Source organism: Tenacibaculum todarodis (assembly GCF_001889045.1).
GTDB classification, from domain to species: Bacteria; Bacteroidota; Bacteroidia; order Flavobacteriales; family Flavobacteriaceae; genus Polaribacter; species Polaribacter todarodis.
The window spans coordinates 2,842,629-2,860,696 of sequence record NZ_CP018155.1; the positions used below are offsets into that span (position 1 = coordinate 2,842,629).

The 18,068-nt window shown below is 32.1% G+C and carries 15 protein-coding genes; 9 read left to right on the forward strand and 6 right to left on the reverse strand.

Features of this window, described 5'->3' with window-relative positions; translation table 11 throughout:
* Positions 1–4: 4 nt before the first annotated feature.
* The 6 genes from LPB136_RS12990 to LPB136_RS13015 form a co-directional block, all read right to left on the reverse strand.
* The gene (locus tag LPB136_RS12990) at positions 5–241 is read right to left on the reverse strand and encodes a hypothetical protein (protein WP_072556744.1); all 237 of its coding nucleotides are present in this window, start codon (positions 239–241) and stop codon (positions 5–7) included.
* 4 nt (positions 242–245) lie between these two features.
* Positions 246–1,568, reverse strand: coding sequence for an anthranilate synthase component I family protein (locus LPB136_RS12995; protein WP_072556745.1), 1,323 nt, complete (start codon positions 1,566–1,568; stop codon positions 246–248).
* A 62-nt stretch (positions 1,569–1,630) separates the two neighbouring features.
* Positions 1,631–4,069 (reverse strand): sodium-translocating pyrophosphatase, encoded by a 2,439-nt coding sequence (locus tag LPB136_RS13000; RefSeq protein ID WP_072556746.1) that lies wholly within the window; start codon positions 4,067–4,069, stop codon positions 1,631–1,633.
* A 118-nt stretch (positions 4,070–4,187) separates the two neighbouring features.
* A complete protein-coding gene (locus LPB136_RS13005; protein ID WP_072556747.1) occupies positions 4,188–4,715 on the reverse strand; it encodes an inorganic diphosphatase in 528 nt (175 codons plus the stop codon).
* An 88-nt stretch (positions 4,716–4,803) separates the two neighbouring features.
* Positions 4,804–7,317, reverse strand: coding sequence for a DUF5686 family protein (locus LPB136_RS13010; protein ID WP_072556748.1), 2,514 nt, complete (start codon positions 7,315–7,317; stop codon positions 4,804–4,806).
* Positions 7,318–7,387: 70 nt separating this feature from the next.
* Positions 7,388–8,368, reverse strand: coding sequence for a pyruvate dehydrogenase complex E1 component subunit beta (locus LPB136_RS13015; RefSeq protein WP_072556749.1), 981 nt, complete (start codon positions 8,366–8,368; stop codon positions 7,388–7,390).
* Positions 8,369–8,586: 218 nt separating this feature from the next.
* On the opposite strand from LPB136_RS13015, the gene LPB136_RS13020 reads away from it, so the two are divergent.
* The 9 genes from LPB136_RS13020 to LPB136_RS13060 all read left to right on the forward strand — a co-directional run bounded on the left by LPB136_RS13020 (position 8,587) and on the right by LPB136_RS13060 (position 17,969).
* Entirely contained in the window at positions 8,587–9,327 is a 741-nt protein-coding gene (locus LPB136_RS13020) for an electron transfer flavoprotein subunit beta/FixA family protein (protein WP_072556750.1), read from the forward strand.
* 130 nt (positions 9,328–9,457) lie between these two features.
* The gene (locus LPB136_RS13025; RefSeq protein WP_072556751.1) at positions 9,458–10,411 is read left to right on the forward strand and encodes an electron transfer flavoprotein subunit alpha/FixB family protein; all 954 of its coding nucleotides are present in this window, start codon (positions 9,458–9,460) and stop codon (positions 10,409–10,411) included.
* Between the two features lie 266 nt (positions 10,412–10,677).
* Positions 10,678–11,286, forward strand: a complete 609-nt coding sequence (locus LPB136_RS13030; RefSeq protein ID WP_072556752.1) for a bifunctional nuclease family protein — start codon at positions 10,678–10,680, stop codon at positions 11,284–11,286.
* Between the two features lie 12 nt (positions 11,287–11,298).
* Positions 11,299–12,696 carry a NupC/NupG family nucleoside CNT transporter gene (locus LPB136_RS13035; RefSeq protein ID WP_072556753.1) on the forward strand — a complete coding sequence of 466 codons (1,398 nt, stop codon included), beginning with the start codon at positions 11,299–11,301 and terminating at the stop codon, positions 12,694–12,696.
* Between the two features lie 81 nt (positions 12,697–12,777).
* Positions 12,778–13,602 carry a thymidylate synthase gene (locus LPB136_RS13040; RefSeq protein WP_072556754.1) on the forward strand — a complete coding sequence of 275 codons (825 nt, stop codon included), beginning with the start codon at positions 12,778–12,780 and terminating at the stop codon, positions 13,600–13,602.
* Positions 13,603–13,915: 313 nt separating this feature from the next.
* Positions 13,916–14,743, forward strand: a complete 828-nt coding sequence (locus tag LPB136_RS13045) for a prephenate dehydratase (protein ID WP_072556755.1) — start codon at positions 13,916–13,918, stop codon at positions 14,741–14,743.
* Complete coding sequence (locus LPB136_RS13050; protein ID WP_072556756.1) at positions 14,740–15,882, forward strand: pyridoxal phosphate-dependent aminotransferase; 1,143 nt, start codon at positions 14,740–14,742, stop codon at positions 15,880–15,882. The genes LPB136_RS13045 and LPB136_RS13050 overlap by 4 nt, the downstream gene beginning before the upstream one ends.
* Positions 15,883–16,014: 132 nt before the next feature.
* Positions 16,015–16,866, forward strand: a complete 852-nt coding sequence (locus LPB136_RS13055) for a prephenate dehydrogenase (protein ID WP_072556757.1) — start codon at positions 16,015–16,017, stop codon at positions 16,864–16,866.
* Between the two features lie 20 nt (positions 16,867–16,886).
* Positions 16,887–17,969 (forward strand): bifunctional 3-deoxy-7-phosphoheptulonate synthase/chorismate mutase type II, encoded by a 1,083-nt coding sequence (locus LPB136_RS13060; RefSeq protein ID WP_072556758.1) that lies wholly within the window; start codon positions 16,887–16,889, stop codon positions 17,967–17,969.
* Positions 17,970–18,068: the final 99 nt, after the last annotated feature.

The window sequence follows — 18,068 nt, forward strand, 5'->3', positions numbered from 1 at the left end:
TTTTTTAAGCGTTTTTTTTCAACCAAACCCTAATAGCAACTCTTAGTGATTGTTCTGGCTTAGGTAACGGAATTGTTTTTCCAAATTGTTTACTTCTATTAAATTTTGTGAAGGTAGTTTTTAATTGTTTCCACTCCAAAGGATACATTTTTAAAAATGCATTAAACATACTTTGTTCCGTTTGTTTTTCTTTTAACGAATTGTAAACGTTTTTAAATTTTTCTTCCTGATTAATAATCATAATTCTATTTTGAATTTAGCAAAACGTATTTCATAGCTTTTGCCTTTAATAAACATTCTTCGTACTCTTTTTCTGGTGTAGATTTGGCTGTAATTGCGCCACCAACAGAATAAGATATATACTTTTTTTCTTCATTATAAAGTATACTTCTAATAACTACATTAAAATCAAAATCTCCAGTAGGAGTGAAGTAGCCAACAGTTCCAGAATATAAACCTCGTTTGGTTTCTTCTAGGTTTTCTATAATTTTCATGGCAGAAACTTTTGGAGCACCCGTCATGCTTCCCATTGGAAAGGTTTCTTTGATAATATCTACAGGATGTGTTGTGTGCTCAACTTCAGAAACTATTGTAGAAACCATTTGATGCACTTGTTTAAATGTATACACTTTACACAATTCTTCAACTTTTACAGAGCCTTTTTTTGCAGTTTTAGATAAGTCGTTTCTTACCAAATCTACAATCATTACGTTTTCTGCTTGTTCTTTTTTATCGTGTGCTAAATCGAAAGAAATTTTAGCATCTTCAACTTTATTAATTAACCTTTTTGCGGTTCCTTTTATAGGTTGAGAGATAACTTTTGTTCCTTCCTTTTTAATGTATCTTTCTGGCGTTGCCGATAATAAATATTGATGTTCCAGCTTTAAAAAAGTTGCAAAAGGAGGTTCAGAAATTTCGTTTAAATGCTGAAAAACTTCAAGCGGATTAATACTTGTATTTTCTGTATAAAACTCTTGACAAAAATTAGCTTCATAAATATCTCCTCGACGAATATGTGCAAGCATTTTTTCTACTTTCTGATAATATTCATCTTTATGAATGCGAAGTTTTATTTTTATTTTTTCTTGTTCTGAATACTTCTCGACTACGCTCGAAGTGACATTTGTATTGGTTTTTATTATTTCTTCAAAATCTTCCTCAATTTCATCATCAATCATTCTTAAATACTGAAATTCAACAGTGTTTCCTTTTATAAAAATTAACTTTTGAGGCTGAAAAAAATACAAATCAGAGAAATCTAAACCATCAAAGTTATTGGAAGATAGTTGTTCAATATCATTTTTTACATCGTAAGAAATATATCCAAAAATATAATCTTTTGTGTAGGATTGATATTCTTTTAGCTTTTCAAAAGCACCGTGATAATCGGTTTTAATAGACGTAAATTCTTCAACAGCCAAACAACTATCAAACGAAGAATATTGCTGCTGGTAATTATTAGAATCTAACCAAATTATAGTTTCAAATTGTTGCGACCATTGGAATAAGCGTTGCTTAAATTCCGAAGGAGAATCAATTGAAAAAGTTTGTGTTGTTCTAATTGGCATTGCGCAAAAATAAGAAACCCGACAGTAAAACTATCGGGTTTCTATAAAATATAATTGAGAAATTATTTTATTTCTTCAACTTCAACTTTTACTTCTTTTGTAATCGTTTTAGCTTCTTTTTCAACATTAACAGAAACAATTGTTCCAGCTTCTTTTGCTTTGGCTTCAATTTCTGCAACAGTTCCTTTTATTTCTTGAATATCTGTTGAGGTTTTTCCATTTTGAATTGTGGTTGTTGTTATTGTAGCTTGAGCAATTTCAGATTCTCCACTTTTTACTTCAACTCTAACCTCTTTTTTAATTTCATTTTTAGCATGCGTGTCATCAGAAGTATGTCCTCCTAAAATAGGAGCAATTACTAAACCAATTAAACAAGTAAGTTTAATTAAAATATTCATTGATGGTCCAGAAGTATCTTTAAAAGGATCTCCAACAGTATCTCCAGTTACCGCCGCTTTATGTGCTTCAGAACCTTTATAAGTCATTTCTCCGTTGATTTCTACACCTGCTTCAAAAGATTTTTTAGCGTTATCCCAAGCTCCACCAGCATTGTTTTGGAAAATTGCCCAAAGTACACCCGAAACAGTAACACCAGCCATATAACCACCTAACATTTCGGCGATAGCTAAATTATCCATTCCAAAAATCATTGGAACAAATGCAATTATTAAAGGAAATCCGATTGTTAATAAACCAGGTAACATCATTTCTTTTAAAGATGCTTGTGTAGAAATTGCTACACATTTGTCGTATTCTGGTTTCCCAGTTCCTTCCATTATTCCTGGAATATCTTTAAACTGACGTCTAACTTCTTGCACCATTTCCATGGCAGCTTTTCCTACAGCATTCATTGCTAAAGCAGAAAATACTACAGGAACCATTCCACCAACAAATAACATGGCTAAAACGGGTGCTTTAAAAATGTTAATTCCGTCAATACCTGTAAAGGTTACATAAGCAGCAAATAATGCTAAGGATGTTAATGCGGCAGAAGCAATAGCAAAACCTTTTCCTGTTGCTGCGGTTGTATTACCAACTGAATCTAAAATATCTGTACGTTCTCTAACAATTGGCTCTTGTTCACTCATTTCTGCAATTCCACCTGCATTATCTGCAATTGGTCCAAATGCGTCAATTGCTAATTGCATAGCAGTTGTTGCCATCATTGCAGAAGCTGCTAAAGCAACTCCGTAAAATCCTGCAAAGAAATATGAAGCCCAAATTGCTCCAGCAAATAATAGTACTGAAGGGAAAGTTGAAATCATTCCCGTTGCTAAACCTGCAATAATATTAGTTCCAGCTCCAGTTGAAGATTGTTGAACAATTTTTAAAATTGGAGATTTCCCTAATCCAGTATAGTATTCTGTTACTGATGAAATAACTGCACCCACAACTAAACCAACTAAGGTAGCATAGAACACTCTCATAGAAGAAATTTCTTGTAAGCCTTCACCAAAGAATTCCATTTTCATAGTTTCTGGTAACATCCATTTACATAAAACAAAACAAGCAGCAGCTACTAAACCAATAGAAACCCAGTTTCCTAAGTTTAAGGCGCCCATAACTTGAGATTCTTTTGCGTCGTTACTATTTATTTTTACCAACATGGTTCCAATCATAGAAATTATAATTCCAACACCAGCAATTGCCATTGGTAATAAAATTGGCCCAATTCCGCCGAAAGCATCAGAAATACTTCCGCCCATATCTTTAATTACATAATTCCCTAAAACCATTGCTGCTAAAACTGTTGCAACATAAGAACCAAATAAATCGGCACCCATTCCAGCAACATCACCAACATTGTCTCCAACGTTATCTGCAATGGTAGCAGGATTTCTTGGGTCGTCTTCTGGAATACCAGCTTCAACTTTACCAACTAGATCTGCACCAACATCGGCAGCTTTTGTGTAAATTCCTCCACCAACTCTAGCGAATAATGCAATTGATTCTGCTCCTAAAGAGAAACCTGCTAAGGTTTCAAGAACAACTGTCATGTCCATGGTGTTTGTCCATGTACTATCCATGAAAAACCAGAAGAAAAAGATGAAAAATGCTGTTAAACCTAAAACAGCTAAACCTGCAACACCAAGACCCATTACAGTTCCTCCTCCAAATGATACTTTTAAGGCATTTGGTAAACTTGTACGAGCTGCTTGTGTAGTTCTAACGTTTGTTTTGGTAGCTATTTTCATACCAATATTTCCTGCAAAAGCAGAAAAAATGGCTCCACATATAAATGCAATTACAATTAAATAACTTGTTGTTGGAACAAAAAAGGCTACAATTGCTAGTAAAATACTTACAATAACTACAAAAATGGCAAGTAGTTTATATTCTGCATTTAAAAAAGCTAATGCTCCTTCGTAAATGTGGTCAGAAATTTCTTTCATTTTACCGTCACCGGCATCTTGTTTCATAACCCATTTTTGCTTTACAAGCATGTAAAGTAATCCAATTATAGCGGCTACAATTGGCATCCAAATCATCATTGATTCCATATATTTTATGTTTTGATTAGTTTTTAACGGTCGTAAATATAACAAAATCAATGAGAAAGAAAAAAGCCTCTCAGAATTAACTGAAAGGCTTTATACATATTAATGGTTTTTTTACAATTTAAATTGTAAAGTTTCCATTTGCTTTGTGTTCACTATTTTCATAGCGTTCTATACATTTATCTAAGATATCATATGCTTCATCTGCACTTCCCCAAGCACCAATATCTACTTGTTTCTTTTCTAGGTCTTTATATACTTGAAAGAAATGTGTAATTTCTTTAATACGGTGTGGGTTTAAGTCAGATAAATCATTATAGCTATTCCAAATAGGATCTGTAGTAGGAACACAGATAATTTTTTCGTCTGGTCCTTTTTCATCTGCCATATGGAAAACACCAATTGGTTTTACTTCCATCACACACATTGGAAAAGTTGGTTCTGCTCCTAAAACTAATACATCTAAAGGGTCTCCATCTAAAGCTAAAGTTTCTGGTATAAATCCGTAATCTCCAGGATACATCATTGATGAGAACAACATTCTATCAAAACGTATTTTACCTAAATCAAAATCGTATTCGTACTTATTTCTGCTTCCTTTAGGTATTTCTATTAGACAATCTACTGTCTTTTTTTCTTTTGCTGTCATTATTTTTGTATTCTTTCGGTTCTAAAATCGGAGTGCAAAACTACGAAATTATATGTCTTTTTAAGATTAATTAAAGGTTATTTTTATGTTATAGTCCAGGTCTAATTCCTATTCTAATAGCAAACTCAGGTGTTGGTGTTGCGATTGAACCTATTGGAGGTTTGTAATTACTGCGCCAGATAGCATCAATTCTTAGAAATCTTAGGTTCCCATATCCGATATTTTCTAATCCAAATCCATATTCATAATATAGTTTATTTGGTGTGTTATAATTTACTCCTGATCTATTAATGTCTCTATTTTCTTTAGAAATGGAACCATAAGCTGCTCTAAATGTAACTAAACTTCTTAGTTTAAGTTTCTTTAAAAGTGGAACTCTGTTTAAAATAAATCCGTTAAAATGATGCTCAAAATGTCCGGCAAGGTATTCATCTGTAACAAAATCGTAATAATTTAATAGAGAAAACGTATTACGAACTAATGACAACGATTGGTTTGCTGGCACTGGACTTAATAAACCAATGGGTACAGTTCCAAATGTTTTACCTCCTTCTATAGTTGCGTCTAATAAACCAAATTTACCTAGTAAAATAGGTTGTGTGTATAAGAATTGTAATTTATCATAAGAAAAACTTCCGTTTAAAAAATCCTTATAACCATGTTTGTAGTTTAAGACTAATGTTGGGAAAATGTTTTTTCCAAAACGTTGTGAAACACCTAAACCATAAACAAATCTTCCTGGCGTATAGGAAAGATATACGTCAGATGCTACATTGGTTAAGTTAGATTGTATTACTCCCTTTTCGTCTAGATAATTCATGTTAAAATTTTCTGGACTTGCAGATTTTATAGTTTCATACGTAAAATTTGTACCAACGTGTAAGTTAGGAGAAATTGCAAAATCAAAATTTGCAGCAGTTTTTTCTACATCAGATAAGAAAAAATTATTACCTCTACTAAATAAAGCTGTTGTTCCAAATGAGCGTCCTAATAGTTGGGTAGTATTTAAGAGAACACTTCCTAATTGTTCTATATCTTTTTGATAAGCTAGACTTGTAGTTATTCTAGGCTTGTATGATAATAAATAACTTGCTTCACCACCATATTTTAAGCGTTTGTCTTTAAAACCGTATGCTAAGAAACCGTTAAATCTAAATCGATCATCAGTAGTTGTAAAGTTTCTAAATCCAACACGTGTTCTAAAACCTTCTACTTCGTTGCTAGAAAAAGCGGTCCACATTGGTCCAAGTTGCCAGTTTTTACCAACACTAAAATAACCTGTAGTTACTGTATTAATTAAACCTGTTAACTTTTTTATCTTACGTTTTCCTTTTACGTTCTCTATTATTTTATAGGTAGCTAAATCGTCTTCATTTTGTTTTCCTTCCCAATAAGCATCTGATTTTGAAAATTGATCAGGACGATATTTTTCAATACTATTTGCATAAAATTCTTTAGCTAAAGGTTTATTTAAAATGTAGTCTTCAAATTTTTCGGTCTTTTTAATAGTTAAGCCCCTGTTGCTTTCATTTTTATCAAGGAATGTAAAGTCTCCCTCATATTTATTTGTTGTTGGAATATATAAACTGTCGTTTTTAACAGTAAATTCCTTTTCCATTGTAAGCCCTCGAACAAAATTTAAGTTAATATTTTTATTAACTTTCATTCTAATTTTTGATAATGAAAAGTTTTTGCTGTCTACTAAAAAGTTACCCTCAAATGCTAAATCTTCATTTCTTAACGGGAAGTAATAAATGTTGTAGTATTTTTTGTCATTTCTAGTAATACTGTCATATAACACATAATCATATGTTGCAAAACCATCTGAAGAAAGCGGACTAACAAATGATTTTCTTAGTAAAGTGATATTGTTTTTGAAAACATCGATGTTTCTAAATGTAAAAGACATCCTGTCGAAAACAAAACCTTTTGTAGTAAGACCTTCTTTTTTCTCAGCTTCCATATCTTCTCTTAGAAGATTGTTTACATTGTCTCCGTAAACATTTTCAACGGTTTCTGTAATATTTATAGGGATGTAGTAATTGATGCCATCACTATCGTATTTTACATTGTTCATTGCGTCTTCATACTGGTCAGCAAAAAGGCTTCTTAGAAAAACAGTGTCAAGATTGTTAAGACCTAATTCTATTGATGAATGTTTTTTGTATTGATAATAATTTGCCAAGTCTAAGCCATTTCGGCGTTTCCTCTTCCAAATTTCTTTAAGAATCCTAAACGCAGGATTTTCTTTTTTCTTTAGTCTTTTTTTAGGTTTGAAAACAACTACAACTTCATCTAATTCATTGTTTTCTTCTTTTAAAACAATTGTTAAATTGTTTCTTTTTGGATTTATTTTAACATCTCTAGTTATGTAACCTACAAATGAAAACTCAAGAGTACCTCGTTTTTTTTTGTTTTTTAAGGTAATGCTAAATTTACCATTATCATCGGTAGTTGTACCAATAGTTGTCTCTTTAACAATAACATTTACAAAAGGAAGTGGTTCATCTTGTTCGTCAACAACTTTACCTTTTAAGGTTAATTGTGCGTTTATTCCTAAGCTAAATAAGGCAAAAAGCAAGAAAATTATGTAATTCTTCATTTAGGTTTTTTTACAATAAAATCCTTTTAGCGTTGGCCAAAAGGATTTATTTCAACATTTATTGTTGCTTTTATTTTTTGTATAAAACTTCTTTTACAGCTTTAACAACATCATTTGAGTTTGGTATCCATTTTTCTAATAAAACAGGAGAATAAGGAGCCGGAGTGTCTGCTGTTGTAATTCTTTTTATAGGGGCATCTAAATAGTCAAATGCTTCATCTTGTATTCTATAGGTAATTTCTGTAGAAACACTACCAAATGGCCAAGCTTCTTCTAAAATCACCAATCGGTTAGTTTTCTTTACAGATTCTATAATTGCATTATGATCCATTGGCCTTACAGTACGTAAATCAATAATTTCTATAGAAATACCTTCTTTTTCTAACTCGTCAGCAGCTTTGTAAGCTTCTTTTATGATTTTTCCGAAAGAAACTACAGTTACATCTGTTCCTGCTCTTTTTATATCTGCAACACCAATTGGTAAAACATATTCACCTTCTGGAATTTCCATTTTATCACCATACATTTGCTCACTTTCCATAAAAATAACAGGATCGTTATCTCTAATAGCCGCTTTTAATAATCCTTTTGCATCATATGGATTAGAAGGCACAATTACTTTTAAACCTGGAGTGTTTGCAAACCAGTTTTCAAAAGCTTGTGAGTGTGTTGCTCCTAATTGACCAGCAGAACCTGTAGGTCCACGGAAAACGATTGGGCAGTTAAACTGACCACCACTCATTTGTCTTATTTTTGCTGCGTTATTTATAATTTGATCAATTCCAACCAAAGAGAAGTTAAATGTCATGTACTCTACAATAGGTCTATTACCATTCATTGCAGAACCAACAGCAATACCTCCAAAACCTAATTCAGCAATTGGTGTATCTATAACACGTTTTTCACCAAATTCATCCAACATACCTTTAGATGCTTTGTAAGCACCATTGTATTCAGCAACTTCTTCTCCCATTAAGTAAATGCTTTCATCTCTACGCATTTCTTCACTCATTGCTTCGCAAATTGCTTCTCTAAATTGAACAGTCTTCATAAATTATTTGTTTGTTGATGTTTAGTTGTTTGTTTTGGCTCACAAAAATAAGAAAATTTATATCATTTTTTCTCGGTTCATTACACTATTTATTTGTTTGTAGGAAACGAAAACGATTTAGTTGAGAATTTAAATATCAAAAATTTACTATGCATGCATAGTAAATTAGAAAAAAGATGTATCTTCGCAGCACTTATTTTTAAATAAATCTTATAGATATGAAAATATTAGTATGTATTAGTCACGTACCAGATACCACTTCAAAAATTAATTTTACAGATAACGATACAAAGTTTGATGCAAACGGAGTTCAGTTTGTAATAAATCCATATGACGAGTTTAGTTTAACACGTGCAATGTGGTTTAAAGAAAAACAAGGAGCAACTGTAACAGTTGTAAATGTTGGAGAAGCTTCAACAGAACCAACATTACGTAAAGCTTTAGCTATTGGAGCAGATGATGCAATTCGTGTAAATGTAAATCCTACAGATGGATTTTTAGTAGCAAAAGAATTAGCAACAATTGTTAAAAATGGAGGTTATGATGTTGTTTTAGCAGGAAAAGAATCTGCAGATTACAACGGACAAATGGTTCCAGGAATGTTAGCTTCTTTAGTAGATTTTAACTTTGTAAACGGTTGTGTAGGAATGGAAGTTGACGGAACAGCAGTTTCTGCAACTCGCGAAATTGATGGAGGAGAAGAAAAAGTATCAACTTCATTACCAATTGTTATTGCAGGTCAAAAAGGTATCGTTGAAGAAAAAGATTTACGTATTCCAAACATGAGAGGAATTATGATGGCGCGTAAAAAACCTTTAAATGTTGTAGAATCTTCTGGTGTAACCGCATCAACAGCAACACAATCATTTGAAAAACCAGCGCCAAAAGGAGCGGTTAAGTTAGTAGATAATGTAGATGATTTAATCAACTTATTACACAACGAAGCAAAAGTGATTTAATTTTTAAATTAAATCATTCTGAACTCGATTCAGAATCTCAAAAAAGAATTAAAATAATTTTTAGAAAAGTTTTTTAGAAAGAATCTAAAAATCTAATAATCTAGAAATCCAATAATCTAAAATAAAAAATATGTCTGTATTAGTTTTTGCCGATTCATCGGAAGGAAAATTTAAAAAAACAGCTTTTGAAGTTGTTTCTTACGGAAAAAAAGTAGCAGAAGAATTAGGAACTAATTTAGTTGCTTTAACAATAAACGGAGGAGACGCATCAGAATTATACGCTTTTGGAGCTGAAAAAGTTTTAGAAGTAAAAAACGATCTTTCAACTTTTAATGCAAAAGCATACGCTTCAATCATAAATCAAGCAGCAGAAGCACAAAGTGCAAATGTTGTAGTTATAGATTCTAGTGTAGACGGTTTATATGTTGCGCCAATGGTTGCAGTAGCAATGAATGCAGGTTATGCGTCAAACGTTGTGGCTTTACCAAGTTCAACAGCACCATTTACAGTAAAAAGAAAAGCATTTTCTAACAAAGCATTTTCAAATACTATCGTTTCAACTGATAAAAAAGTAATTGGAGTAGCAAAAAACTCTTACGGAGCACATGAAAATGCAGTTGCAGGAAGTGCAGAAACATTTAGCGCTAACGTACCAGAAATGGGCGTAACGTCAGAAAGTGTAGACAAAGCAACAGGTGTAATTACCATTGCAGATGCAGATATTGTAGTTTCTGCAGGACGTGGTTTAAAAGGACCAGAAAACTGGGGAATGGTAGAAGAATTAGCATCAGTTCTTGGAGCAGCAACAGCATGTTCTAAGCCAGTATCAGATTTAGGATGGAGACCGCACAGTGAACACGTTGGGCAAACTGGTAAGCCAGTAGCATCAAACTTATACATTGCAATTGGTATTTCTGGCGCAATTCAGCATTTAGCAGGTATCAACGCATCAAAAGTAAAAGTAGTAATCAATACAGATCCAGAAGCACCTTTCTTTAAAGCTGCCGATTACGGAATTGTTGGAGACGCTTTTGAGTTTGTACCACAATTAGTAGAAAAATTAAAAGCATTTAAGCAAGCGTAGTGTGTTTTGGGCGTTCCCTTTCAGGTCGCGCTTTCCGCTATATCTTTTTTAGCTGAGAAAAATCAGCAAAAAAAGGATGCCGCTTCAATCGCTAACGCAAGGTGTACTTGCAAACTAATAGAAAACCTTAAAGAAAAGTATAGTCTTTAAGGTTTTTCTTTTTAAGAAAGTTTTAAAACCCATAAATTTTAGTAAATTGTGCCGCAGAATAATACTGATTTTAAGCACTAATTTTTAAACAGTATTTCTCATTTTAAGAAAGATTAATGAGCCTTATAAAACTTACCATTAAAGGGATTTCTTACAGCCAAACACAAAGTGGAGCCTATGCTCTAGTGTTAAGCGAGATAGAAGGAACAAGAACATTACCAATTATAATTGGCGCTTTCGAAGCACAATCTATAGCCATAGCTTTAGAAAAAGAAATTCGTCCGCCAAGACCATTAACACACGATTTGTTTAAAACATTTGCAGATAGATTTGAAATAAATGTCAAGCAAGTAATTATTCATAAATTAGTAGATGGTGTTTTCTTTTCTAGTTTAATTTGCGAAAGAGATGGTGTCGAAGAAATAATAGATACAAGAACTTCAGATGCAATTGCATTGGCAGTTCGTTTTAATGCACCTATTTTTACGTATGAAAACATTCTAGACAAAGCAGGTATTTATCTAAAGATAGAAGAAGAGCTTTTTATGGAAGAAGATTTAGAGTCAGAAGAAATAGAACTTCAATTAGAAGAAGAAATTAGCCAAGAAAGTAGTTTTTCTAACCTAACTTCAGAAGAATTACATCAACAATTAAACGATGCTGTTACTAATGAAAACTACGAGTTAGCAGCAAAAATTAGAGACGAAATTAGCAAGCGCTCTTAAACTTATATACTTATGAAAAAACTAGTTTTATTACTATTTTGTCTTGTCTCAGTTTCAGCATTTTCTCAAGAAACAACAGAAATTACATCTCAAATTATACCAAGCCAAGGATTTTCTATTGGAAGTTTATGGCGAGGTGTTTTAGGAATGGCGGCACTTTTAGTAATCGCTTTCCTGTTTAGTTCAAACAAAAAAGCCATAGATTGGAAAACAGTTGGTTTAGGTATAGCTTTTCAATTAATAATTGCAATTGGAGTATTAAAAGTGCCTTTTATACAAGGTATATTTGAAACAATTGGAGGTGTTTTTGTAAGTGTTTTAGACTTTACCAGAGCTGGAAGTAAGTTTTTATTTGAAGGCTTAGTGGTAGATATGGACAAATTCGGATTCATATTTGCGTTTCAAGTATTGCCAACAATTATCTTTTTCTCCGCGTTAACATCATTATTATTCTACTTAGGTATTATACAAAAATTAGTAAAAGCATTAGCTTGGGCTTTAACCAAAGTATTAAAAATTTCTGGAGCAGAAAGTTTATCAGTTGCAGGAAATATCTTTCTAGGGCAAACAGAAGCTCCTTTATTAATTAAAGCATATTTAGAAAAGATGAATAAATCTGAAATGCTTTTAGTTATGATTGGTGGAATGGCAACTGTTGCAGGAGCTGTTTTAGCTGCATACATTGGGTTTTTAGGAGGAGATGATCCTGCCTTAAGATTGCATTTTGCAAAACATTTATTAGCAGCGTCAGTTATGGCAGCGCCAGGAGCCATTGTAATTTCTAAAATATTATATCCGCAAACAGAAGAGGTTAATACAGATGTAAAAGTATCTTCAGAAAAAATAGGTTCTAATGTGTTAGACGCTATTGCAAATGGTACAACAGAAGGTTTGCAATTAGCAATGAATGTTGGAGCAATGCTATTAGTTTTTGTCGCTTTTATAGCAATGATAAACGGAATTTTAGGTTGGTTTGGAGATGTAACATCTTTAAATACTTGGATGGCAGAAAATACTGCTTATGGAAGTTTTACTTTAGAAGCAATTTTGGGTTATATTTTTGCGCCATTAATGTGGTTAATTGGAGTAGCAAGAGAAGATATGGCACTAATGGGACAATTATTAGGAATTAAGTTGGCAGCAAGTGAGTTTGTTGGTTATATACAATTAGCAGAATTGAAAAATGTAGCTTCAGCAACCCATTTAACTTACAATAAATCTATTATTATGGCAACATATATGTTGTGTGGATTTGCAAATTTTGCATCTATTGGAATCCAAATTGGAGGAATAGGTTCTTTAGCGCCAGGACAACGTAAAACCTTATCAGAATTCGGAATGAAAGCTTTAATTGGTGGTACAATTGCATCATTAATGTCGGCAACAATTGCTGGAATGATAATTGGTTAATAACTTATTAATATTATTTAGAAAAGCATCGGTAAAATAAGCCGATGCTTTTTTATTTTTACATAAATCTTATAGCATAAAATGAAACAATATCACGACTTAGTACAACACGTTTTAGAAAGTGGAAACGAAAAAGGAGATAGAACTGGGACAGGAGCAAAAAGTGTTTTTGGTCATCAAATGCGATTCGATTTAAGCAAAGGTTTTCCAATGGTAACTACTAAAAAGTTACATTTAAAATCTATTATTTATGAACTGTTGTGGTTTATAAAAGGCGATACAAATATTAAGTATTTACAAGAAAATGGTGTTAAAATATGGAATTCTTGGGCAGATGAAAATGGAGATTTAGGTCCTGTTTATGGGCATCAATGGCGTAATTGGAATAGTGATGAAATAGATCAGCTAAAAGATGTTATTGCTACTTTAAAAACCAATCCAAATTCTAGAAGAATGCTAGTTTCTGCATGGAATCCTTCAGTTTTACCAGATAATTCAGTTTCATTTTCAGAAAATGTAGCAAACGGAAAAGCTGCATTACCACCTTGTCATGCATTTTTTCAATTTTATGTAGCTAACGGAAAATTATCTTGTCAATTATACCAAAGAAGTGCAGATATATTTTTAGGAGTTCCGTTTAATATTGCTTCGTATGCATTATTTACTATGATGATAGCACAAGTTTGCGGTTATGAAGCAGGAGAATTTATCCACACTTTTGGAGACGCTCATATTTATAGCAATCATATAGAGCAATTAGAATTACAATTATCTAGAGAAGTTAGAGAACTTCCGACGATGAAAATAAATCCAGAAATTAAAAACATAGAAGACTTTACTTTTGAGGACTTTGAATTAGTTAATTATAATCCACATCCACATATAAAAGGAAAAGTATCCGTATAAAAAAGTTTTCTAGAATTCAATAGAAAAAGATTGTTAAAATAGATATACTTTAAAATTAACAACTAATTGAAATTAGTTTTTACAGAATTCATAAAAAGTTGTAATCTTTTACCAAAAGGTTTGTTTATATCAATATAATCTTTAGATTTGTTGCTCAAACAGAGAGAATTAAGATGTTAAATACTACTTGGACACGTTTCTATTTTTACTTTTATTTTTACAATAAGAGGAGAGACTTTGTATCATGTTGTTAAAACAATAAAAAAATATATAAAGTCTCGAATTTACTTCGAGGCTTTTTTTTTGATTAAAAATGAAAAAGGTAATTGCTATTCAAGGAGCAGAAGGCTCAAATCATCATAAAGTTGCTCACGACTTTTATGGAACGTCAATAGAATTAAAAGAATGTATGTCTTTTGATGTCTTGGTAGATAGTTTATTGGACGGTTCTGCAACACTTGCTGTTATGGCTTTAGAGAATACAATTGCAGGTTCAATTATTCCTAATTATGCTTTAATTGATAATAACAACCTTCATATAATTGGAGAAGAATATTTAAATATTAATCATCATTTAATGTGTTTAAAGGGTCAGGAACTTAAAGATATTAAAGAAGTTTGGTCGCATCCAATGGCATTATTGCAGTGTAAAGAGTTTTTTAAAAAGCATCCTCATATTAAATTAATCGAAGATGTAGATACTGCTGAAGTTGCAAAACGAATAGCAAATAAAAATTTGAAAGGAATTGCAGCTATTGCACCAAAAATAGCCGCAGAAATATTTGATTTAGTAGTTATTGAAGATGAAATTCAAACAATAAAAGACAATTCTACAAGATTTGTAATTGTACAAACCACAGCACCAAATAACGGAATAGATCAAATTAATAAAGCATCGTTAAAATTTCAATTAAATCATAAAAGAGGAAGTTTAGCAGCAATTTTAAATGTGTTAAGCGATTGTAAAATGAGTTTAACAAAAATTCAATCGTTGCCAGTTATAGAAACACCTTGGAAGTATTCATTTTTTGTAGATGTTACTTTTGATGATTATAAGGAATACAAAAAAGCGGAAGCAATTTTAAAGATAATGGCAGAAGAATTCAAAATACTAGGAACCTACAAAAATGGGAGAAAATGATTAAAGCTGCTAAAAGATTAGATACAGTTCAAGAATACTATTTCTCTAAAAAGTTAAGAGAAGTACGTGGTTTGGTTGCTGCAGGAAAACCAATTATTAATATGGGAATTGGTTCTCCAGACTTGCAACCGCCAACAAAAGTTTTGGAGGCAATCCAAAAAAGTTTGGGTGATGCAAGCGCACATAAATATCAATCATATCAAGGTTTACCGGAGTTAAGAAATGCAATTTCAACTTTTTATAAAAACAAATTTTCTGTAGAGTCGAATCCAGAAAATGAGGTTTTACCATTAATGGGAAGTAAGGAAGGAATTATGCATATTTCTATGGCTTTTTTAAATGAAGGCGATAAGGTTTTAATTCCCAATCCAGGTTATCCAACCTATACATCAGTTACGAAGTTAGTAGGAGCAGAACCACTTTTTTATGATTTAAGAGCGGACAGTAATTGGCAGCCAAATTTTGAGGAATTAGAAAGTCAAGATTTAGAAAACGTAAAAATTATGTGGGTAAATTATCCACACATGCCAACAGGAACAAATGCAACCTTATCAACTTTTAAAAAGTTGGTTGCCTTTGGTAAAAAACATAATATTTTAATTATAAATGACAATCCGTATAGTTTTATTTTAAATGATAAACCTATTAGTATTTTACAAGTTGAAGGCGCAAAAGATATAGCATTAGAGTTAAATTCACTAAGTAAAACCTTTAACATGGCAGGTTGGCGAGTTGGTATGTTGTTAGGGAATTCAACGTTTATTAATGAAGTTTTAAAGGTGAAGTCTAACATGGATTCAGGTATGTTTTACGGAATTCAAAAAGGGGCCATAGAAGCTTTAGAACTATCTGATGAATGGTTTTTAAAACAAAATAAAGTGTACGAAAAACGTAGAAGTTTAATTTTTCAGTTGGCTGATAAGTTGAATTGTATTTATAATAAAAATTCAACAGGATTATTTGTTTGGGCAAAAATTCCCGAAGGAAAAAAATCTGAAGAAGTTACAGATTCAGTTTTATATGAAAACGATATTTTTATAACACCAGGAACCATTTTTGGTTCACAAGGAGAAGGATATATTCGTTTTTCATTATGTGTAACAACAGATGTAATTAAAGAAGCAATTAATAGGTTATAAATAAGTTTGCAGTTTTCAGTCGCAATTGGCAGTTAGTCTGTTTGCTGAAAAATTATCAAATAAAAAGTTTAAGCGTAAGAGTGTCATTCCGAATGAGGAACGAAGAGGAATCTCACTTAAAGAGAAAAGAGAATGAAAAACATTTACTTAATTGGTGTTGGTTTAATTGGCGGTAGTTTTGCTATCGATATAAAAAAGAACAATCCAGAAACTGTAATTTATGGAATAGATGCCAATGAAGATCATTTAGATGAAGCATTAGCAATAGGTATTATTCAAGAAAAAGCAGTTTTAGACGATATTGAAAAAGCAGACTTGGTAATTGTGTCAATTCCGGTAGATGCAACAGTAAAATTATTGCCAACAATTTTAGATAAAATTTCGGATACTGGACTAGTTGTAGATGCTGGTTCAACAAAAGAAGCAATTTGTAAAGCGGTTGAACATCATCCTAAAAGAAGAAATTATTTAGCATGTCATCCAATTGCAGGAACAGAAAATTCTGGGCCAACAGCAGCTATTTCTGGCTTATACGTTGGTAAAACGAATATTATTTGCGAAGTGGAAAAGACAACTTTTAAATTACAAGAGAAAGCTTTAAAGCTTTTTACCGAGATTGGAATGCGTATTAGATACATGGATGCAGTTTCGCATGATAAACATATTGCCTATGTTTCGCACTTATCTCACATAAGCGCGTTCATGTTAGGAAAAACAGTAATAGATAAAGAAAGAAACGAACGTGATATTTTTGATATGGCAGGTTCAGGTTTTAGATCTACAGTTCGTTTGGCAAAAAGTAGTCCAGCAATGTGGACACCAATTTTTGAGCAGAATAAAGAAAACGTAATAGAAACATTAGAAGAATACATCAGTAATTTACAACATTTTAAAAAACTGATGGAACAAGATAATTTCTCCGAAATTTTTAACGAAATGGAGAACACAAATTATATAAAACAAATATTAAACGGCATAAACTAAAAGCCAAAACAAGTAGAAAGATGAAGAATACAAAAGAATTAAGAACATGGTTGGACGATATGAAATTAGATCATCCACTAGTAATAGCAGGGCCTTGTAGTGCAGAAACCGAAGAACAGGTTTTAAAAATTGCACACGAATTAAAAGATTCTGATGTAAATTATTTCCGTGCCGGAATTTGGAAACCAAGAACAAGACCAGGAAATTTTGAAGGAGTAGGAGCTTTAGGTTTAAAATGGTTACAAAAAGTAAAAGCAGAAACAGGTATGAAAACCTGTACAGAAGTTGCAAATACAGCACACGTAAAGTTAGCTTTAGAGCACGATATCGATTTATTATGGATTGGTGCTCGTACAGCAGTTTCTCCATTTATAATGCAAGAACTAGCAGATGCTTTACACGGAACGGATAAAATTGTATTGGTTAAAAACCCAATAAATCCAGATTTAGCTTTATGGTTAGGTGGTATTGAAAGATTATACACTGCAGATATTAAAAATTTAGGAGCAATCCACAGAGGTTTTTCTACTTATGAAAAATCTAAATACAGAAACGTCCCAGAATGGCAAATTGCAATTGAATTTCAAAACAGATTTCCAGATTTACCTTTAATTAACGATCCATCACACATTACAGGAAACAGAGAAATGATTTTTGACGTTTCTCAAACCGCTTTAGATTTAAATTTCGATGGATTAATGATAGAAACTCATTACGATCCAGATAACGCTTGGTCTGATGCTGCACAGCAAGTAACACCAACAAAGTTGAAGCAAATAATGGAAGATTTAAAGATTAGAAAACAGACAGAAACCGATTCTAGTTACAGAGATTCATTAGAAAATTTAAGAGCCCAAATTAATGTTGTAGACGGTCAGTTAATAGAAATGATGGGTAAAAGAATGCAAGTTGCCGACCAAATTGGAGCGCTTAAAAAAGAGCAAAATGTAGCCGTTTTACAATCTAGACGTTGGAATGAAATTCTTGGAAACATGATCTTAGAAGGAGAAAGCAAAGGTTTAAGTGAAGAGTTTGTGTTAAGGATGTTTAAAGCAATTCACCAAGAATCAATCAATCATCAAGAAAAAATTATTAAAGGATAATAATCTAATAAGATTATTACGCTGAACTTTTTTCAGTGTATTTATATAAATTTTAACCGCAAGTTCACGAATTATTTCTGAATTTGTGGTTTTTTTTGG